Consider the following 19,670-nt stretch of genomic DNA (forward strand, 5'->3'; position numbering starts at 1 on the left):
TCTGGAAGGGGCCTGACGCGAATTGGCGGACACGGCTGTGACCTGCACAAACCCGGTTTCCGGGCCTGTGGATAACCTACGCGGCGGCCTTCACCACGACGTTCGAGATGTCAGTTTTGCTCTTGCCGTCGACCGAGCCCAGCGTCGAGATCCAGATGAGCAGGTGCGACGTCGGTTGCGCGTTGCTGATCGTGATGGTGTTGGTGCCCGGCTTCATGGTCGCCGGCTGTGTCAGCACCGTGGTGGCGTCCAGTGAGGCCGGTGTCGCCGTCTGGGCGGACCGGATCTGGATCGCCGTACCCGTGCTGGTCAGGTTCAGGCTGACCGACGCGACGGTAGTCGCCTGGGGCAGGTTCAGCATGAGGCCGACGCCGTTCTTGAAGCTGGGGAACGGGGCCGGATCGGTGTAGACGTCGGTGGACCAGGCGTCGCCGGCGGCGCCGGTGATGGCCTTGCCCGCGGTCTCCGGCGAGTCGGCGCCGCCGCCGGGCGAGAACACCGTAACACCAACGGGTTTCACCACATTGCCGGGCGTCGGGGCGCCGCTGGAGGTCGGATGCTGACTGTTGAGGCCGAGTTGCTGCTTGTCCAGGCCGCCGCCGACGTCGCCGAAGATGCCCTTGAGCACCGACGCCAGCACCAGCAGGGCCACCACCAGAATCGCGCCGCCGACGCCCACCCCGATCATCAGGGCCCGGCGCCGCTTGGCGGCGGCTTCGATGGCTTCGGCATCGGCTTCGTCGAGGACCGCCGAGCCGTCGATGGGCTCCAGCAGTTCGGTGGTCTCGGCGACGGTGGTCGCTTGCTGAAGCAGGTTCAACAGCGTTGGGGCCGAACGGATTCCGCCACCGTCCTGGACGGCGCGCGCCGCCGCGGCGGAGATCTGGAACGGGATGGTGCCGTCGATCGAGCGCGGTTCGACGGGCTGGCCGGCGCTGTTCTGCGTCGCGGGCAGCATGCCGCTGAGGGCACCGGCCTCGGGCAGCGGCCACCGGTTGATCAGCAGCGCGTACAAGGTGGCGCCGATGCCGCGGATGTCGTCCTCGGGCGTGGCCGACGGCAGCGTGCCGGGGAAGGCGAGTACTACGTCGCCCTCGATGCTGACCCGGATCCGGCCCGGATGGTCGACAGACAGTGCGACGCCGGCCCGGTGCGCGGACTCGGCCGTCGACGCCAGGGACTGGATGGCGCGGGCCCCGCCCATCGGGGACGGATTGGTGGCCGCGACTTCGGCGAGCGAGCCGCCGCGGATCCATTCGCTGACCACCAGGCCACCATGGCCCAGCCGGGTGACGTCCAGGATCCGGGCCAGCCCGGGTCCTTCGATATGGCTCAGTTTGCTTGTCCGGGTGAGGATTTCCTGGACCATCGACTCGGGCAGCTCGGCATCGGCGTCGACGAACGTCAGCGCCACCTGGCGATCGAGCGCGATGTCGAGTGCGTGCCAGAACTGCAGATCGGGTGGTCCGCCGTGGAAGACGAGCAGCCGGTACCGGCCGTCGGCGACGACCGCGCCGGCCCGCAAAGCGACATCGTCGCCGCCTGAGGTATCCGGCGTGGGGGCGGATCCCTGGTCCGCGGGTGCGTCGGTCACCGCAAATCCTTTCCGAAGCCCGCCCGTGGTACCACCTTTCGGGTTTGCCCCTGGGGTGGCGGCCGCATCCTGCCGCCGTGGTACCGGAGGTGAATTGCCGTGTCCAGGGTACGGGAACCCGGCTCTCGCGGAGTCCGGTACAGCAGAGCTGACCTGGACTGCCGGGGTCGGCGCGGGGGTACCGCGGCCCAGTCGGCGCTGTACGAATGCGATGCCTGCCTGGGCCTCCGGCACCTTGGCGGCGACCAGCACCGCCACGATCACCGGCAGCATGATCAGGCCGAGCAAAACCAGCCGCAGCAACGATCCGCCCGCGCCGCCGTGCTCGGTCAGCCGGGCGAAGCCCAGCAGCTTGTCGGCCAGGTAGGCGAGCAGGCCGGCGCCGAGCGAGGCGCAGATGGTCACCAGGATGGTCCGGATCACCGGCAGCTCGATCATCCGGCCGCCCGGCGGCCGCAGCGCCGACCGCAGCAGCACGTAGCCGACGGTCGCGCCGGCCAGGAAGCCCAGCCCGTTGGCCAGGCCCAGGTAGCCGGCCACGAGTTCGCGATCGTCGGTCAGGTGGGGGACGATCAGCGAGCCGACGATCTTCACCACGGTGATCACGACGATCAGGACGATCGGGATCCACGGCTGTTCGCGCGCGTAGAACACCCGAAGTTCCAGCAGCACCATGGAATACGGGATCAGGGTGAACGCCGACAGGGTGATGGCCATGCCGAGGTAGCCGGCGTCGGTGGCCCCGAAGTTGCCGTACGCGAACAGGGCGCTGCCGATCGCGGGGCCGCCGACGGTCATGAAGGCGACGATCGGGATGAGCGTCACCATGGTCAGCCGGGTGGCCAGCGAGAAGTCGGCGAGCACCGCGGGGGTGTCGTTCGCGGCGGCGTTGCGGGACAGCCGCGGCATCACGACGGTCAGCACCGTCACGCCGATGATGCCGAACGGCAACTGCAGCAGCAGCCAGGCGTAGTTGTAGATCGCGGGGCCGGATGCGGCTGCGTGGCTGGCGATCTCGTTGCCGACGATCAGTCCGATCTGGCTGATCAGGACGTACAGCATCATGGCCACGGCCATGGTCCCGAACTTCTTGAGCCGCTCGTCGATGCCCCACAGTGGCCGGAGGTCGACGTGGTGCCGGTGCAGGGCGTACAGCAGCACCCCGGCCTGGGCCACGACGCCGAGGGTCGTGCCGATGCCGAGCACCAGCAGTTTGGCGTTGCCCATCTCGACGGGATCGATCGAGAGTTCGCCCGGGACAAGCACATACACACCGAGCGTGATGATCGCGACCACGTTGTTGATCACCGGCGCCCAGGCCGGCGGCCCGAAGACGTTGCGGTTGTTCAGGATTGCCATGTAGACCGAGGTCAACCCGTAGAAGATGATCTGTGGCAGAAGCAGATACGCGAAGGCCCTGGTGAGCGGCTGGTTCACCTGCGGGTCGCTGCCGAGCATCAGGCGCACCAGCAGCGGTGCCGCCGCGACCGACAACACCGTCGTCACCAGCAGCAGTGCGGTGGCCAAGGTGACCAGGCGCCGCACGAACGCGGTGCCACCGTCGGCGTCGTCGCGCTCGGCGCGCGCCAGCACCGGCACGAAGATCGCGGTGAACGTCGCCTCCAGCACCAGCGCGGCCACCATGTTCGGCAGCTGGTTGGCGACCGTGAACGAACTCGACAGCGCCGCACCGAGAATCGCGGCGAGCAGCACGATGCGTAGGAAGCCGGTGATGCGGCTGACGAGGGTGGCGACGGCCATGCCCCAGGACCGGGAGACGACGGCGGCGTCGGACAGTTCGGCGCGCCGGGGAGACGTGGCGGCGGGGGCCTCGCCACGGGGGGTTCGCGGCGCGCTCATGTGTCCTCCGGCGCGTGGGCGATGGCGGTATCCAGGGGATCGGGCCGCAGCGGCCGCGAGTGGTGCGGGCGGTCGAGGTCGGCGCGGTCGGGTTGCCCGCGGAACCGGTGCCACAGCCGTCGGCCGGCCAGCAGGAACAACACCGCGCCGGCGGACAGGGTGATGAAGAACAACACCTTGCCGTAGGCGTTGGAATGCACCGAGAGCCGGACGGGCTCGCCGAGGGTGAGTCCGTTGGCGGTGCGCAGGGCGACGTCGACCGCGACGCGCTGGGTGAAGTGGACTTCGATGGGTACCCGCAGCGGCAGGTAGCCCGGCGGCAGTTCGATCTCGCCCATGTCGGTGACGGTCATGCCGGGCGGCGCGTCGATGACCAGCCGCACCCGGATGGGCACCGGCAGGTCGTTGCGCAGGGCCAGGGGGAGGGGACTGCGTTCGGTGGCCAGCGTGTACGAGCCGCCGGGGTTCACCACGGTGACGGCGTGGAACAGGTCGTCCATGGTGTGCTGCGTGGTGGTGACGCGCTGCTGGGCCAGGGCCTCGCGGACGGTCGGGGGCACCGACTGCGTCAGCGCGCGCAGCATGTCCTCCCGCAGCGGCGCCGTGTACTGGTCACCCGTCAGCCCCGTCTGGGTGTTGACGGTCAGCGCGGCCGTCAGACCCCAGATCCGCTCCATGGTGGTCGAGATCTGGCTGGTGACGCCGTCGCCGTAGCGGGCCTTGGGGTTTCCCGCCGCATTGTCGGGCGGCGTGGCCGTCGGCGTTGGTGGCAGCGCCTGCGCCTCGGCGATCACCGCGGGCATCGGGCGGGCCACCGCCAGCCCCGAGTGGATGGCCGTGGCCACCGACGTCAGGATCGCCTGCGCGTCGTCGGGCGTCACATCCCACGCCAGCGGTGGCATCAGGATCTGATTGCGGGGCTGCGCGTCGGGCTGCAGGCCCCGCCACAGCACGGAGGCGATGGCATCCTGGCGGCGTGCGACCGGGGAGTCGTGGATGAGCGGCACGTGCAGCGAGCTATCGAGGTACCCCGGTGAGATCGGGGTCCGTCCGGCGCCGGCCAGGGCCGCGGCGACACACGGATCGAACGGCGCGACGGTGACCTTGTCGCCGTATCGGCGGGGCGCGGTATCGGCTGGTTCGCCGGACTCGTCGGCGGTGACGGGGGCCGCGGCGATCGCCATGGTCGGCTCGGGCTGGGCGGCCAGCAGCCGGACTGCCGGGCCCGTGAGCGGGCCGTCCCCGACGACCGTGGCACCCCGCAGTGACGTGATGCCGAGCAACTGATTGACGATGGGCCCGGCGTCGGTGATGGCGGTGGTGCTCAGCACCGCATCGCCGACGCGCTGCAGCGCGCGCAGGTCGGCCTGGGCATACACCGTCGGGGTGACGCACACCCGCTGCGCGAGTTGCCGCAGCCGCTGCAGCCACTCGGTCGCGGCCTGCTGGCCGGTACCGGGGTGGGTGGGGGAGTTCAGGCCGGCCGCCGGGTCGTCGGAGACGACGTAGCCGCCGCTCATGGCGTTGACGGTGATCAGCAGGTCGGGATCGATGGCCAGGCACATCGCGCCGCGCATCAGGCCGCCGGGATCCACCTGGTCGTTGGTGGCGAAGTCGGCCGCGGCCAGCAGGGTGTCCAGGCGGCCGCCGTTGGCCAGCGAGGTAGCGAGGTCGTCGTCGGAAAGGCGGGCCGGTTCGGTGCGGCCGGGGACGCCGGGGGCCAGGTGCGGACGGTCGGCCAGCGGCCACAGCAGCGTCAGCGCGACAGGATGTGCGGTGTCGGGCGGGACGACGGCGTCGATGGGCTGCTGCGAGCTCGTACCGCCCGCGGCAGGCGGGGTGGCGGGCACGCCCAGAACCGGCAGCAGGAAGCGCGCGTCGTCGAGGCGGGCCGCCGACCCGTAGTCGGGTGTCCCGTTGACGTTGACCAGAAGCGGATAGACGCCGGGCTGGTCGATACCCAGCGCGGGGTGTTCGGCCGAGCGCACCGGGTACGCGAGCCGGAACGGCACGCTCTGCCCGCGGGCCAGGTCCTGCGAGACGGTGGTGAAGTCGCCGACCGCCGAATAGTCCGTCGGCTCCCCGGCGAGCGTCGTGCGCAGCCCCGGCGACGACGTCACCGCCGGCGCGTGCTCGAGGCGCACCATGACGTCGTGCACCGGACGGTCCCCGACATTGGTGACGGTGCCGCTGACGGTCACCACGGGCTCGCTGGTGGTGGTGACGACATCGGGGGTGACGTGGTCGATGCGCAACTGCAGGAACGTCGTCCCGCCCGGTTCCCCGGCCGACGACTGCGGCGTGATGGGGGCGGTGAGCAACAACAGCAGGGCGGTGACTGCCAGGACGCGCAGGAGAGCTGTCGAGGCCGCCAACCTGACCATCACGACCCGGGTCCGCAGCCGTTCGCGCGGCGGCCGGGTTGGGTATGGGCGGAGTCGTCGGTGCGGTGGTTCCGCGTGCGGGAATGGGTCTGTGGGCGGCGGCGCGGCGCGGTGCGCGGCAGCGGCGGCAGGGCGCCCGGACCATCGGTGTGCAGTTTGTCGATCAGTTCCCCGGCGACCTCGGCGAGTTTGCGCTCGTCGGCGTAGGCCAGGCGGGACGGCAGTTCCCGCAGCGGCACCCAGGCCACCTCGGTGACCTCGACGTCGTCGTCGGAGAGCTCGCCGCCCAGGAATCGCATCAGGTAATGGTGCACTGTCTTGTGGACGCGGCGGCCCTCGGTCACGAACCAGTAGTCGATACTGCCGAGCGCGGCGAGCACGCCGCCCTGCAGTCCGGTCTCCTCGGCGACCTCGCGGATGGCGGTCTGTTCGGCTGTCTCACCGAGTTCGATGTGCCCCTTGGGCAGCGACCACAACATCCGGCCGCGCCGGTCGATGCGGCCGATGAGGGCGGCCATCTGGGTGTCTTTGGGGCCGTCGAGGCCGTCGATCACCAGCCCGCCGGCAGACGTCTCGTGGACGGTGCGCAGCCGGTCGTTGTTGGACTTGCGGGCGGCAGGGGTGGACGCGGCCGCCGCGGCAGGGACCGGTTGTGCGGTGGTGTCACGGGTGGGCGCTGCCGAATCGGTGTCGGTGCGCTGGGCGTTGTCGCTGGGCGGACCTGCCGAGCGTCGACCGCGACGTCGCCCGCGGCGCCGTCGTGGTTTGGCACGCTCGCCTTCCGACACCCAAGCGATAGTAGCTGCTCAGGTTGGGCGGTCTGTCCCCCCTCGCCGGTCAGTGGCCCAGTTGTGACCGTGCCGCGATGGTGGGTGGTCCGGTCGCGGGGTGGGCGCATTAGGCTCATCGGACGTGCCGAACGATGCAAGCGCCGAAGGCGGACCGGAGCGGAGCTCGCGCAGCGACCCGGCGACACTGCTGACCGCTGCTGCGGTCGCACTGAATCAGCATGCGGATTTGCTCGTGGACCTGGGCCGGCTGTTCGCCGCGGCGGGTCACGAGCTGTATCTGGTGGGCGGCAGCGTGCGGGACGCACTGCTGGGTCGCGAGCTGAACGACCTGGACTTCACCACCGACGCCCGGCCGGCGCAGCTGCAGAAGTTGTTGCGCGGCTGGGGAGAAGCGTTGTGGGACACCGGGATCGAGTTCGGCACCGTGGGCGTCGCCAAGTACGGGCAGCGCATCGAGATCACGACCTTCCGGGCGGACAGCTACGACCAGGTGTCGCGTAACCCCGAGGTGGTGTTCGGCGACCGGCTCGAAGACGACCTCGTGCGCCGGGACTTCTCCGTGAATGCGATGGCGGTCCGGATCAACCCCGACCTGCCCGCCGGCATCGGTGAATTCCACGATCCCCTGGGTGGCCTGACCGCACTGGCCGACAAGGTGCTCGACACCCCGTCGGCGCCGCAGGTGTCGTTCGGTGACGATCCGCTGCGCATGTTGCGGGCCGCCCGCTTCGTCTCGCAACTGGGTTTCTCGGTGGCGCCGCGCGTGCTGGAGGCCCTGATCGAGATGGCGCCGCAGCTGGGCCGGATCACCGCGGAGCGTGTGGCCGCCGAGCTCGACAAGCTGATGCTCGGTGCCGACCCCATGGCCGGCGTCGACCTCATGGTGCAGACCGGGCTGGGCGATGTGGTGCTGCCCGAGGTCGGTGCCATGCGGATGGCCATCGACGAGCACCACCAGCACAAGGACGTCTACCACCACTCGCTGACGGTGCTGCGCCAGGCCATAGATCTGGAGGAGCCCGAGACCGGTCCCGACCTGGTGCTGCGCTGGGCCGCGCTGCTGCACGACATCGGCAAGCCCGACACCCGTCGCCACGAGCCCGACGGCGGCGTCAGCTTCCACCACCACGAAGTGGTCGGCGCCAAGATGACGCGCAAGCGCATGCGCGCGCTGAAGTACTCCAAGCAGATGGTCGACGACGTCTCGCAGCTGGTGTATCTGCACCTGCGCTTCCACGGCTACGCCGACGACAAGGGCGAAGGCAACTGGACCGACTCGGCGGTGCGCCGGTACGTCACCGATGCCGGCCCGCTGCTCAGCCGGCTGCACAAGCTGGTGCGCGCGGACTGCACCACCCGCAACCGCCGGCGCGCGGCGCGGCTACAGGCCAACTACGACGGGCTCGAGCGGCGCATCGAGGAGCTGGCCGCGCAGGAGGATCTGGCGCGGGTGCGTCCGGACCTGGACGGCAACGAGATCATGACGTTGCTCGGCATCCCGGCCGGGCCGCAGGTCGGTGAGGCGTGGCGGTTCCTCAAGGAGCTCCGGCTGGACCGCGGCCCCCTGTCGCACGACGAGGCCGTCGCCGAATTGCAGAAATGGTGGAACGCCAGAGGCTGACCATCCGTCCAATCAGGTATGGACTACTGCCTGAGTGACGGGGACGGGTCGGCGTCGTGGTGGCCGGGGGAGCCGGCCGTGGACGCCGACGGTGACGGGACGCTCGACGGCGTGCGGCTCGATGTGGACGGCGACGGCTTGTTCGACGACGCGCTCGCCGACTTCGACGGTGACGGCCGGGCGGACCACGCCGTCGTGGATCTGGACGGGGCTCAGCGCACCCTCACCGACGACGGATCCGGCACGTGGGCCGTCGGCTCGGGGCTGCGGTGGTTCGGGTTGGACGGCACCGAACAGAGTGGGGGAGCGGTCGTCGACTTCGACGGTGACGGCGCGGCCGACGACCGGCTGATCGACGCCGACGGCAACGGGCTCGCGGACCGGGTCCTGGCCGGGTCCGTGGCGTACGCCGACACCGATGGCGACGGCCGGTGGGACCTGCAGCTGACCGACACCGATGGTGACGGCGCGGCGGATTCGGCGGGTGGGGTGGCGCGCGGGTAGGCGGCCCACCGCAGCCGGCGGCGTGGCCGAGAAGGACCGTATGGCTGCGAATCGGCTCGCATCACGACCATTTGGTCCTTCTCGGCGAGTCAACGCACGGCTCAGTCGCGGCCCGCTCCCGGCGGCCCGGCGAAGGCCTGGGCGATGGTCAGCCACTTCTGGGCGTCGTCGCCGACGGCCGTCACGTCGAGTTCGCGCAGCGGCCGGCGCTGGGTGACGAGTAGACAGAAATCCTCTGCCGAGCCGGTGACCCGCTGCGCGGCGTCATCCGGCCCCCAGGTCCACAGGCCGCCGTCGGGCGCGGAAAGTTCCACGTGAAACACCTCGGTTGGCGGGGCCAGCTCGTGCAGCGTGAACGCGAAATCCCTTGTTCGCACCCCGATGTGCGCGATCGACTTCAGGCGGGCCGTCGGCTCACGCCGCACCCCGAGCGTGTCGGCGACGTCGGCGCCATGCGCCCAGGTCTCCATCAGCCGGGCGCTGGCCATGGACGCGGCGCTCATCGGTGGGCCGAACCACGGCAGCTTGCGGCCGTCGGCGACACCTTCCAGCGCGTCGTGCAGGGTGGCGCGGGTGGCGCGCCACTGCGCCAGCATCTCGGCCGGTGGCGTCGTCGCGAGTTCCTCGGCGCCCTCGTCGACGAAACCGAGCGGGTTCTTCCACGCTTCGGTGAGCGTCGCGGCGAAGGCGTCCTCGTCGGTCACCGCCAGGACGGACACCTTGTCGGTCCACCACAGATGCGCGATCTGATGGGCGATGGTCCAGCCTTCGGCCGGGGTGGGCGCGGCCCACTCGGAGGCCGGCAGTTCGGCGACCAGCCGGTCCAGGTCGTCACTTTCGGCACGCAGATCGGCGATCACACCGGCAGCAGCATTGGGGGCCATGGCAGCACCCTAGACGGTACCGCCGGTTCTGCTGCGCTTGCCCAGCGTCGCGTGCAGGGCCAGCCCGATGACGTAGACGACGGCGCCACTGGCCATCAGCGCCGAGGACTTGCCGTCGGCCGGGATCACGGCAGCCGAGGCGGTGATCGCGATGATGAACGCCAGCCAGAACAGCGAGTCCTGCACCGCGAAGACGTGGCCGCGCAGCGCGTCGTCGACGTCGAGCTGCATGGCCGAATCCGCGCACAGCTTGACCACCTGACCGGCGGTGCCCAGCACCAGGCTGCACACGATCAACACCGGTATCTGCAGGCCCGCACCGGAAAGCTGAACCACCGCCGAGATGGCGAGGGCCCCGTTGGCAGTCGCATAGCGACCCCAGCGGCGCACCGCGGCCGGCATGACGACGTTGCCCAGGAACGACCCGAGGCCCGCGGCGGCGACGAACACGACGGTCACCGCGAACCCGGCGACGTGTTCGCCGCCGCCGTGCCGGACGATCACCAGCACCATCAGGGTGTTGATGCCGAACACCATCCGGTGCGCCGCGAGACCCGTCAGGGTGGCCGTCACGGTCGGCACGTTCGCCACCGACCGGAGTCCGTAGATCCAGCCGGTGATGACGGCGTAGGCGACCGAACCGTGGACCGCGCGGACGCTGTCATCAGGACCCAGGAGGTGGCGGTGGAAGCGCACCGACAGCCACAGCGCCACCGCGACGGCCAGCGCCGCCAGCCAGATCACCACGGCCGAGCTGGTGTCGCCGGCGCCCAGCAGCCACCGGGGCAGCAGCATCACGTTGGCGCCGACGAACGCCGAGACGGCGCCGCAAGCGGTGGCCACCGAGTTCATCGACACGACGTGTTCGGTGGGTACGACGTGCGGCAGTGCGGCCGACAACCCGGAGGAGACGAAGCGGGTGAAGCCGTTGACGATCAACGCACCGAACAGGATCCACTGGTCGGACGCGGCGTTGGCCAGCAGCGCGCCGACGCAGATCATCACCAGCAGCCGGCCGAGGTTGGCGGCGATGAGCACCTGCCGGCGGTCCCAGCGGTCAAGCAACGCGCCGGCAAACGGACCCAGCAGCGAGTACGGCAGGTACAGCGCGGCGAAGGCGCCGGCGATGGCCAACGGGGTGGCTTGTCGTTCCGGACTGAACAGGAGCCCGCCCACCAGACCGGCCTGGAAAAGTCCGTCGCCGAACTGGCTGACCGCACGCAGTTCCAGCAGCCGCCGAAAGTCGGGCAGGGCCTGCACCGCGCGCAGGACGACGTGATGGGGGCGGTCGGTCACTGGAATATTCGTGTCCTGATTTGAGGGTGCCGGGCGGGATCGAATCGGCCCGCTCCACACTACAAATATCCCGGCGACCCGTGTGCGTAGGTCACGGCGAGGGCCGGCGAGTGCGATGATGGAGGGCGTGGCGCAGTCAGAGGAACCGGAGGATTTCATAGCCCCTGCCGCGCACCGGATCCGGGCAGGGACGCTGCTGCTTGCCAACACCGATTTGCTGGAGCCGACGTTCCGGCGCAGCGTCATCTACATCGTCGAGCACAACTCCGGTGGCACGCTCGGCGTCGTCCTGAACCGCCCCAGCGAGACGGCCGTCTACAACGTGTTGCCGCAGTGGGCGAAGCTGGCCAAGAAACCCAAGTCCATGTTCATCGGCGGACCGGTGAAGCGCGATTCCGCGTTGTGCCTGGCGACCATGAAGGTCGGCGTCGACCCGGCCACCGTGCCCGGGCTGCGCCACGTCCAGGGCCGCATCGCGATGGTCGACCTGGATGCCGAACCCGAGGAAATCGAAGCCGCCGTCGAGGGCGTCCGGATCTATGCCGGCTACTCGGGGTGGTCGGTGGGCCAGCTCGACGGTGAGATCGAGCGCGACGACTGGATCGTGCTGTCGGCGCTGCCGTCGGACGTTCTGGTCGAGCCGCGCGTGGATCTGTGGTCGCGGGTACTGCGGCGCCAGCCCATGCCCATGGCGATGCTGGCGACGCACCCGATCGATGTGAGCCGGAACTAACTGCTTCCGGGGCTTGACCCTTACGCAACGTCAGGCCTCAGCCTTATCGATGTGACGCAGGAGATGCCGGTGGACGGACTCACCGTGGGCGAAGTCGCGGAGCGATTTGGCATCACGGTCCGGACGCTTCACCACTATGACGACATCGGGTTGTTGACCCCGAGTCGGCGCAGCGCCTCGGGATACCGGGTGTACACGTCGGCCGACCTGACGCGCTTGTCCCAGATCATCGTCTACCGCCGGCTCGAGTTCTCTCTCGATGAGATCGCGAGCCTGCTCGATGAGGGCGACGAGGTCAGCCACCTGGTTCGTCAGCGCGAACGCGTCATGTCCCGCCTCGACGAGATGAAGGACCTCGTCGAGGCAATCGATCAGGCATTGGAGAAAGCGATGACCAACACCCCCATGACCGACGACGACATGCGCGAACTCTTCGGCGACGGCTTCGACGACTACCAGGCCGAGGCCGAGCAGAAGTGGGGCGAGACGCCGGAGTGGAAGGAATCGCAGCGCCGGGCCAAGTCGTACGGCAAGGACGACTGGGTCCGGATCAAGGCCGAGGGCGAAGCCGTCGAGAAGGCGTTGTCCGACGCCTTCCGTGCCGGACTTCCGCCCGACTCCGAGCAGGCGATGGCTGCCGCCGAACATCATCGAGTCCATGTGAATCGGTGGTTCTACGACTGCCCGCCGGATTTCCACCGGCGGTTGGGTGACATGTACGTCAGCGATCCGAGATACGTCGCAACCTACGACGAATCATTCGGACTTCCGGGACTGGCGGCCTACTGCCGCGCAGCGATCCATGCGAACGCGGACCGTACGGGTAACTAGCTGCAGGACAGCGTGCAGCTGGCGCAGCTGCCGGCGCAGCCTTCGCCGGCGGGGGCGTTCTCGCGGGCCATCATGGCGGCTCCGGCCTTGGCGCCCTGGTAGCAGCCGGCCGCGAGGGTGCCGACGGCTCCGATGACGCACACCATCAACACCATCAGGCCGGTGCTGCGCGGTGCGACGAGCGCGACGGCGCCGCCCGCGGCGAGCATCACGGCCGTCGCGAGTTGGATGGGCGCCACGGAACGCAGAACGCGCGGCACGGTGTCATCGGAATGGGGGCGGCGCAGCGACCAGGCGCCGACGCCTGCGGTCACCGCGGCCGCGCACAGGCACAGCACGGCGGCGATCAGCATGCCCCTCAGGATAGGGGCGGCCGGGCGGCCGATCCAAACCGGCGACCGGTCAGCGGCCCGTGCCGGGAATGGTCGCGGTGAGCGGCATGGCTCCGGCGGCGTGCGGCGCGACGGCGGCCGGCGCCGGAACCATCGGTGCGGCAGGGACCGGAGCCGGAGCTGCTGGAGCCGCGGGTGCGACGGCCGGCGCCGGTACAGCGGCCGGGGCACCGGGCGCGCTGACCTTGAAGCCGTTGACGATGGCGTCGGTGGCGTTGCCCGAGGCCACGGTCACCTGCGCGCTGGTCGTCACCGACAGCGTCACCAGGTAGCGGTCGGCGCCGGACGTGGCGATGACGTGCCGCCGCGAGGTGTTGAGCGTCATGTTGTTCTCGCGGAACGTGCCTTCGATGATCGACGACGGCATGCCGTAGAAGTCCGCCATCGAACCGTCGGTGGACCGCCACGCGACCTGCTGCTGGCTGTCGATGAAGCCGTGGCTGATGGCTTCGCGCGGGTCGAAGTCGCCGACCAGCTTGTAGACCTGCAGTGCGGCGTTCGAGGTGTAGAGGCCGTCGCCGCCGACGCGGTCGGCGATCACGGCGAAGGCGTCGGGCACGTTCGGATCGGGTACCGCGGCCCAGCCCGGCGGCACCGGCAGGACGATGTTCAGCGCGGTGAAGCCGGCGGCCGTCTGCCGCTGCATGGCGACGTTGTGGGCGTGGAAGAAGTCGGCGATGGTGCCTGAGGCGGCCGGCGGCAGGGTCGGCGCGGGGGCCGGGGCGGGAGCGATTACCGGTTGTGCGACGGCGGGCTGGGGGAGCGTGGCGGGCTGGGGGAGAACGGCCGGTTGCGGCACCCCGGCGGCCTGGCCTGCGGGAATGAAGGCGGGACCGGCCGGCTGAGCGGCTGCCGCCGGCGCCGGGGCGGCCACGGTAACGGTCTGGGTCACGGTCGCCGGCGCCGGGACGACGGGCTGGGGCGGCAGGGGATCGGCTGCTGCGACGCTGCCGGCGAAGCCGACGACGCCCGCCAGGCCGGCGGCGACGCCTCCTGCCAGAAGTCGCCAGTGGCGGGCGTTCTCGAACATGTGGCGCCAGTCCTTCCGCTTCACTTCTGCCTCACGCGTTGCACTGGAGCCGACTGTATGTAGGGCCGCGTCGTGGCCACCAGATCCGACGCGCACCTGCAACCGTGCTCTGACCGCACTGCAACGGAACCGAGACCAATGGCCATCGGTTGGCGTGATGCAGGTCGCGCCGGGGGCGTTTATTACCCTGTGCACGTGAGCGAATCCCCGAATGCGCAGGCAGGCGTGCGTCCCGAGGCGGCTGCGGCCGCTGACGCCGACAGCCCGCAGCACCGTTACAACGCCGAACTGGCCGGCCACATCGAGGCCGACTGGCAGCAGGTGTGGACGGACCGCGGCACCTTCAACGTGCCGAACCCCGTCGGCTCGCTCGCACCCACCGACGGCTCCTCGGTGCCCGCGGACAAGATGTTCGTGCAGGACATGTTCCCGTACCCCTCGGGTGACGGCCTGCATGTCGGCCACCCGCTCGGCTACATCGCCACCGACGTGTACGCCCGCTACTTCCGCATGACGGGCCGTAACGTCCTGCACGCTCTGGGCTTCGACGCCTTCGGCCTGCCCGCCGAGCAGTACGCGGTGCAGACGGGGACGCACCCGCGCACCCGGACCGAGGCCAACATCGTCAATTTCCGGCGGCAGCTGGGACGCCTGGGCCTGGGTCACGATGCACGCCGCAGCTTCGCCACCACCGACACCGACTTCTACAAGTGGACGCAGTGGATCTTCCTGCAGATCTACAACGCCTGGTTCGACGCGGCGCAGCAGAAGGCCCGGCCGGTCTCCGAGCTGATCGCCGAATTCGATTCCGGCGCAAGGACTCTGGAGGACGGTCGCGACTGGTCGGCACTGTCGGCCGCCGAGCGCGCCGAGGTCGTCGACTCGTACCGCCTGGTCTACCGCTCGGATTCGATGGTCAACTGGTGCCCTGGTCTGGGCACCGTGCTGGCCAACGAAGAGGTCACCTCCGACGGCCGCAGCGAGCGCGGCAACTTCCCGGTGTTCCGGAAGCGCCTGCGGCAGTGGATGATGCGCATCACCGCGTACTCGGACCGACTGCTCGAAGACCTGGACGTGCTGGACTGGCCCGACAAGGTCAAGGCCATGCAGCGCAACTGGATCGGCCGCTCCACCGGTGCCGCCGTGCTGTTCTCCGCCGGCGATGCCGACATCGAAGTCTTCACCACCCGCCCGGACACGCTGTTCGGTGCGACCTACCTGGTGCTGGCTCCCGAGCACGACCTGGTCGACTCCCTGGTGGCCGACGCCTGGCCCGCCGATGTCGACGCGCGCTGGACGTCCGGTGCGGCCACTCCGGCCGAGGCCGTCGCGGCCTACCGCGCCGCCATCGCGGCCAAGTCCGACCTGGAGCGTCAGGAGAACAAGACCAAGACCGGTGTCTTCACCGGTGCCTACGCCACGAATCCGGTGAACGGACACCAGGTTCCCATCTTCATCGCCGACTACGTGCTGGCCGGCTACGGCACCGGCGCCATCATGGCGGTGCCCGGCCACGACCAGCGCGACTGGGAGTTCGCCACCGCCTTCGGCCTGCCCATCGTGGAAGTCATTGCCGGCGGCGATCTTTCGGAGTCCGCGTACACAGGCGACGGCGCGTTGGTGAACTCCGACTACCTGGACGGCCTTCAGGTTTCCGACGCGAAGGCGGCGGTGACCGACAAGCTCGTCGCGGCCGGCCGCGGCCAGGCGCGCGTCGAATTCAAGTTGCGGGACTGGCTTTTCGCCCGCCAGCGGTACTGGGGCGAGCCGTTCCCCATCGTTTACGACGCCGACGGCCAAGCCCACCCGCTGCCGGACTCGGCGCTGCCGGTCGAACTGCCGGACGTGCCCGACTACTCGCCGGTGCTGTTCGACCCGGACAACGCCGACAGCGAGCCGTCGCCGCCGCTGAACAAGGCCACCGAATGGGTGCACGTCGACCTGGATCTCGGTGACGGCCTGCAGCCCTACACCCGCGACACCAACGTCATGCCGCAGTGGGCCGGCAGCTCCTGGTACGAGCTGCGCTACGCCGACCCGCACAACTCGGAAGCGTTCTGCGCCAAGGAGAACGAGGCCTACTGGATGGGCCCGCGGCCCGAGATCCACGGGCCCGCGGACCCGGGTGGCGTCGACCTGTACGTCGGCGGCGTCGAGCACGCCGTGCTGCACCTGCTGTACTCGCGGTTCTGGCACAAGGTGCTGTTCGACCTCGGCCACGTCTCGTCGCGCGAGCCCTACCGCCGCCTGGTGAACCAGGGCTACATCCAGGCGTTCGCGTACACCGATGCCCGCGGCGCCTACGTCCCGGCAGCGGAAGTTGTTGAGCGCGAAGGCAAATTCTTCTGGACCGGACCGGATGGCGAGATCGAGGTCAACCAGGAATTCGGCAAGATCGGCAAGAGCCTGAAGAACTCCGTCTCGCCCGACGAGATCTGCGAGGAGTACGGCGCCGACACCCTGCGCGTCTACGAGATGTCGATGGGTCCGTTGGAGGCGTCCCGGCCGTGGGCGACCAAGGATGTCGTCGGCGCGCACCGGTTCCTGCAGCGGGTGTGGCGCGTCGTGGTCGACGAAACCACCGGCAAGCCAAGGGTTTCCGACGACGCGGTGTCCGACGAGACGCTCAAGCAGCTGCACAAGACCATCGCCGGCGTCAACGAGGACTATGCGGCGCTGCGCAACAACACCGCCGCCGCCAAGCTCATCGAGTACACCAACCACCTGACCAAGGAGGGTGTGACGGCCCGCGCCGCGGTCGAGCCGTTGGTGCTGATGGTCGCGCCACTGGCCCCGCACCTCGCCGAAGAACTGTGGCGTCGTCTCGGCAGTGAGAAGTCCCTGGCGCACGGCCCGTTCCCGGTCGCCGACGAGCGCTACCTGGTCGACGACACCGTCGAGTACCCGGTACAGGTCAACGGCAAGGTGCGCGGCAAGATCGTCGTCGCCGCCGACGCCGACAAGGCCACGCTGGAAGCCGCGGCCCTCGCCGACGAGAAGGTGCAGGCCTTCCTGGCCGGCGCCACGCCCAAGAAGGTCATCGTCGTGCCCGGCCGGCTGGTCAATATCGTCGCCTGACTCGGGATTCGTGCACGATTTTCCGCGGTCGGCGCGGAAAATCGTGCACAAATCCCTCGGAAATCAGCGGGGGCGGATGATCACCTCGTGCTGGTGGGCGTCCGCGGGCGTGGCCACGATCTGCGCGATCACCTGCGCCACGGTCGACGGCTTCAGGAACCGCTCGGGGTTGTAGTCGCCGCCTTCATAGGCCACCAGGTTCCACTGCATGTCGGTGTCGATCCGGCCCGGGTACACCGTCGTCACGCGCAGTGACGGTTCGTCGGCGCGCAGGGCGTCGGCGAAGCCCCGCAGCGCGAACTTGCTGGCCGAATACGCCGCCAACCCGGGGGACGGGTTGCGGCCGCCACCGGAGTTGACGAAGATGACCTGGCCCCGGGCCGCGCGCAATGCCGGCAGTAGCGGCAGCGTAAGTCCCACGGCGCCAAGCACATTCACTTCCATGGTGGCGCGCCACTCCTCGATGGAGGACTCGCCGACCCGCCCCGGGTACGCCACGCCGGCGTTGTGCACCAGCACATCGAGTTCGACGATGGGCTCCACCGTCGCCTCGACGCCCTCGTAGTCGGTGAGGTCCATGGGCCAGGTGGTCGCGCCGAAGCGCTCGGCCACGGCATCGAGTTCGGGCGACGGCCGGCCGGCCAGGAACAGCGTGTGCGTCGGCGCGAGGGCTTCGGCGATGGCCAGTCCGAGGCCCCGGGAAGCGCCGGTGATCATTGCGGTCGGCATGGCGTGAGCCTACCGATCAGCGAATCCCGGGGCGGCGACGCACAATAGACAGCGATGCCACCCGACCACAGCTTTGCGCCCACCCAGCTCTCCGCCCGCGCCGCCTACCTGCTGCGCGGTAATGACCTGGGTGTCATGACGACGGCGGCGCCGCTGCTGTATCCGCACATGTGGAGTTGGGACGCCGCGTTCGTGTCGATCGGTCTGGCGTCGTTGACGGTCGAGCGCGCGGTCGTCGAGCTGGACACGCTGCTGTCGGCGCAGTGGGCCAACGGCATGATCCCGCACATCGTCTTCGCCAACGGCGTCGACGGCTACTTTCCGGGCCCGGCCCGGTGGGAGACCGCCGCCCTGGCCGTCAACGCGCCCCGCAGCCGGGACACCTCCGGCATCACCCAGCCGCCCGTACATGCCATTGCGGTGCAACGGATTCTGGACCACGCCCGCACCCGCGGCCGGTCGACGCGCGTGGTCGCCGAGGCGTTCCTGGACCGCCGGTGGGACGATCTGGTGCGCTGGCACCGCTGGTTGGCCGAGGCCCGGGACCCACAGGAACACGGCCGGGTGACGCTGTATCACGGCTGGGAGTCCGGCATGGACAACTCGCCGCGGTGGGACAGCGCATACGCCAACGTGGTTCCGGGCGCGGTGCCCGAATACCAGCGCGAGGACAACGCGATCATCACCGACACCAGCCAGCGGCCGTCGGACGTCGAGTACGACCGCTACCTGTGGCTGCTGGAGGAGATGAAGTCCGTCCGTTATGACGACGCGCTGCTGCCCAAGGTCATGAGCTTCCAGGTCGAGGATGTCTTCGTCTCGGCGATCCTGTCGGTGGCGTGTACGGTCCTGGCCGAGATCGGCGAGGACTACAAGCGCCCGAATGCCGATGTGCGCGAACTGTATTCGTGGGCCGAGCGGTTCCGTCAGGGCGTGGTGGCGACCGCCGACGAACGCACCGGCGCGGCCCGCGACTTCGATCTGCGGGCCGGCAAGTGGATCCAGAGCGAGACCGTCGCGCAGTTCGCCCCGTTGCTGTGCGGCGGCCTGCCGCATGACCGCGAACGCGCGCTGCTGCGCCTGCTGGAGGGCCCACGTTTCTGCGCGCACCCGGATCTCAAGTACCCGCTGATCCCGTCGACGTCACCGGTGTCCCGCGATTTCCGGCCGCGCGAGTACTGGCGCGGCCCGGTGTGGCCGGTGATGACGTGGCTGTTCTCCTGGTGTTTCGCGCGCCGCGGCTGGTCCGAGCGCGCGTCGATCCTGCGCCGGGAAGGCCTGCGGCAGGCCAGCGACGGCACGTTCGCCGAGTACTACGAACCCTTCACCGGGGAACCGCTCGGGAGCATGCAGCAGTCGTGGACAGCGGCCGCCGTTCTCGACTGGCTGGGTTGACTCAGGCCGTGTTGCCGCGCGCCTCATCGCGGCTCGTTCCTCGCCGCTTGATCGTTGCGCGGCTAGTCGTCGTTGCTGGTGGCCAGTTTCTCCAGCGGCGCAAGGGCCTTGGAGATGTTGTCGATGTCCTCGGGCGTCAGCTTGGACATCATCGCGATCAGCACCTTCCGACGGGCTTCGAGGGCCTCGCGGTGCTGCACCAGTCCCTTCGGTGTCACGTTCACCAGGACGGCGCGCAGGTCGGAGGGGTCGCGGGACCGCTTGACCAGACCGAGCTTCTCGAGCCGGCGGATCGCCACCGTGGTGGTGGGCGTACGGACCCGTTCGTGGGCGGCGAGTTCCGTCATCCGGATGGGTCCGCGGTCCAGCAGGGTCAGCAGGATGGACAGCTGCGCCAACGTCAGATCGGCGCCCGCCTCGGCGTCCTTCGGGATTTCGACGCGTCGGCGCATCACGTTGAACAGCTTGGAGAGGACCTGTTGCAGGTCTCCTGCAAGGTCCGCGACCTGCGGCTCCGTCGACGACATAGTTCGATAGTCTAACGTGTA

At 69.7% G+C, this 19,670-nt stretch carries 15 protein-coding genes; 6 read left to right on the forward strand and 9 right to left on the reverse strand.

Annotated features, from left to right (window positions below; translation table 11 throughout):
• Positions 1-76: 76 nt before the first annotated feature.
• The 3 genes from murJ to EB75_RS09165 are packed head-to-tail and all read right to left on the reverse strand — an operon-like array spanning position 77 to position 6,626.
• Positions 77-3,454 carry a murein biosynthesis integral membrane protein MurJ gene (gene murJ, locus EB75_RS09155; protein ID WP_073695110.1) on the reverse strand — a complete coding sequence of 1,126 codons (3,378 nt, stop codon included), beginning with the start codon at positions 3,452-3,454 and terminating at the stop codon, positions 77-79.
• Positions 3,451-5,838: a hypothetical protein gene (locus EB75_RS09160; protein ID WP_073695111.1), complete on the reverse strand. Its 2,388-nt coding sequence runs from the start codon at positions 5,836-5,838 to the stop codon at positions 3,451-3,453. The genes murJ and EB75_RS09160 overlap by 4 nt, the downstream gene beginning before the upstream one ends.
• Entirely contained in the window at positions 5,838-6,626 is a 789-nt protein-coding gene (locus EB75_RS09165) for an NUDIX hydrolase (protein ID WP_073695112.1), read from the reverse strand. Before EB75_RS09165 ends, EB75_RS09160 begins: the two co-directional genes overlap by 1 nt.
• Before the next feature lie 124 nt (positions 6,627-6,750).
• Between EB75_RS09165 and EB75_RS09170 the strand changes: the two genes are divergently transcribed.
• Both EB75_RS09170 and EB75_RS09175 read left to right on the forward strand, forming a co-directional pair.
• Positions 6,751-8,250, forward strand: a complete 1,500-nt coding sequence (locus EB75_RS09170; RefSeq protein WP_502689348.1) for a CCA tRNA nucleotidyltransferase — start codon at positions 6,751-6,753, stop codon at positions 8,248-8,250.
• Between the two features lie 18 nt (positions 8,251-8,268).
• Positions 8,269-8,754, forward strand: a complete 486-nt coding sequence (locus EB75_RS09175) for a pullulanase (protein ID WP_073695113.1) — start codon at positions 8,269-8,271, stop codon at positions 8,752-8,754.
• Between the two features lie 101 nt (positions 8,755-8,855).
• On the opposite strand, the gene EB75_RS09180 is transcribed toward EB75_RS09175, so the two are convergent.
• Both EB75_RS09180 and EB75_RS09185 read right to left on the reverse strand, forming a co-directional pair.
• Positions 8,856-9,638: a TIGR03084 family metal-binding protein gene (locus EB75_RS09180; RefSeq protein WP_073695114.1), complete on the reverse strand. Its 783-nt coding sequence runs from the start codon at positions 9,636-9,638 to the stop codon at positions 8,856-8,858.
• Between the two features lie 9 nt (positions 9,639-9,647).
• The gene (locus EB75_RS09185; protein WP_073695115.1) at positions 9,648-10,934 is read right to left on the reverse strand and encodes an MFS transporter; all 1,287 of its coding nucleotides are present in this window, start codon (positions 10,932-10,934) and stop codon (positions 9,648-9,650) included.
• A gap of 118 nt (positions 10,935-11,052) precedes the next feature.
• Between EB75_RS09185 and EB75_RS09190 the strand changes: the two genes are divergently transcribed.
• A complete protein-coding gene (locus EB75_RS09190) occupies positions 11,053-11,667 on the forward strand; it encodes a YqgE/AlgH family protein (protein WP_174557646.1) in 615 nt (204 codons plus the stop codon).
• A 69-nt stretch (positions 11,668-11,736) separates the two neighbouring features.
• Positions 11,737-12,498: a MerR family transcriptional regulator gene (locus EB75_RS09195; RefSeq protein WP_073695131.1), complete on the forward strand. Its 762-nt coding sequence runs from the start codon at positions 11,737-11,739 to the stop codon at positions 12,496-12,498.
• Here EB75_RS09195 and EB75_RS09200 read toward each other — a convergent pair.
• The gene (locus tag EB75_RS09200; protein ID WP_073695116.1) at positions 12,495-12,851 is read right to left on the reverse strand and encodes a hypothetical protein; all 357 of its coding nucleotides are present in this window, start codon (positions 12,849-12,851) and stop codon (positions 12,495-12,497) included. The genes EB75_RS09195 and EB75_RS09200 overlap by 4 nt on opposite strands.
• Before the next feature lie 49 nt (positions 12,852-12,900).
• Positions 12,901-13,920, reverse strand: a complete 1,020-nt coding sequence (locus EB75_RS09205) for an LpqN/LpqT family lipoprotein (protein ID WP_073695132.1) — start codon at positions 13,918-13,920, stop codon at positions 12,901-12,903.
• 195 nt (positions 13,921-14,115) lie between these two features.
• Here EB75_RS09205 and leuS point away from each other — a divergent pair, with 195 nt between their 5' ends.
• Positions 14,116-16,998: a leucine--tRNA ligase gene (leuS, locus tag EB75_RS09210; RefSeq protein WP_168176017.1), complete on the forward strand. Its 2,883-nt coding sequence runs from the start codon at positions 14,116-14,118 to the stop codon at positions 16,996-16,998.
• A gap of 63 nt (positions 16,999-17,061) precedes the next feature.
• On the opposite strand, the gene EB75_RS09215 is transcribed toward leuS, so the two are convergent.
• The gene (locus EB75_RS09215; protein WP_073695117.1) at positions 17,062-17,727 is read right to left on the reverse strand and encodes an SDR family oxidoreductase; all 666 of its coding nucleotides are present in this window, start codon (positions 17,725-17,727) and stop codon (positions 17,062-17,064) included.
• A gap of 54 nt (positions 17,728-17,781) precedes the next feature.
• Between EB75_RS09215 and ggh the strand changes: the two genes are divergently transcribed.
• A complete protein-coding gene (gene ggh, locus EB75_RS09220) occupies positions 17,782-19,122 on the forward strand; it encodes a glucosylglycerate hydrolase (RefSeq protein WP_073695118.1) in 1,341 nt (446 codons plus the stop codon).
• 62 nt (positions 19,123-19,184) lie between these two features.
• Here the strand turns inward: ggh and EB75_RS09225 are convergent, their stop codons facing one another.
• Positions 19,185-19,649 (reverse strand): MarR family winged helix-turn-helix transcriptional regulator, encoded by a 465-nt coding sequence (locus EB75_RS09225; protein ID WP_073695119.1) that lies wholly within the window; start codon positions 19,647-19,649, stop codon positions 19,185-19,187.
• Positions 19,650-19,670 lie beyond the last annotated feature (21 nt).

The organism is Mycobacterium sp. ST-F2 (assembly GCF_001905655.1).
GTDB lineage: Bacteria > Actinomycetota > Actinomycetes > Mycobacteriales > Mycobacteriaceae > Mycobacterium.

What these genes read in the sequence shown, in the direction of transcription:
- murJ (WP_073695110.1), bottom strand. Translation starts at nt 3,454, where the DNA reads ATGAGCGCGCCGCGAACCCCCCGTGGCGAGGCCCCCGCCGCCACGTCT.
- EB75_RS09160 (WP_073695111.1), bottom strand. Translation starts at nt 5,838, where the DNA reads ATGGTCAGGTTGGCGGCCTCGACAGCTCTCCTGCGCGTCCTGGCAGTC.
- EB75_RS09175 (WP_073695113.1), top strand. Translation starts at nt 8,269, where the DNA reads ATGGACTACTGCCTGAGTGACGGGGACGGGTCGGCGTCGTGGTGGCCG.
- EB75_RS09180 (WP_073695114.1), bottom strand. Translation starts at nt 9,638, where the DNA reads ATGGCCCCCAATGCTGCTGCCGGTGTGATCGCCGATCTGCGTGCCGAA.
- EB75_RS09190 (WP_174557646.1), top strand. Translation starts at nt 11,053, where the DNA reads ATGGAGGGCGTGGCGCAGTCAGAGGAACCGGAGGATTTCATAGCCCCT.
- EB75_RS09200 (WP_073695116.1), bottom strand. Translation starts at nt 12,851, where the DNA reads ATGCTGATCGCCGCCGTGCTGTGCCTGTGCGCGGCCGCGGTGACCGCA.
- EB75_RS09205 (WP_073695132.1), bottom strand. Translation starts at nt 13,920, where the DNA reads ATGTTCGAGAACGCCCGCCACTGGCGACTTCTGGCAGGAGGCGTCGCC.
- EB75_RS09215 (WP_073695117.1), bottom strand. Translation starts at nt 17,727, where the DNA reads ATGCCGACCGCAATGATCACCGGCGCTTCCCGGGGCCTCGGACTGGCC.
- ggh (WP_073695118.1), top strand. Translation starts at nt 17,782, where the DNA reads ATGCCACCCGACCACAGCTTTGCGCCCACCCAGCTCTCCGCCCGCGCC.
- EB75_RS09225 (WP_073695119.1), bottom strand. Translation starts at nt 19,649, where the DNA reads ATGTCGTCGACGGAGCCGCAGGTCGCGGACCTTGCAGGAGACCTGCAA.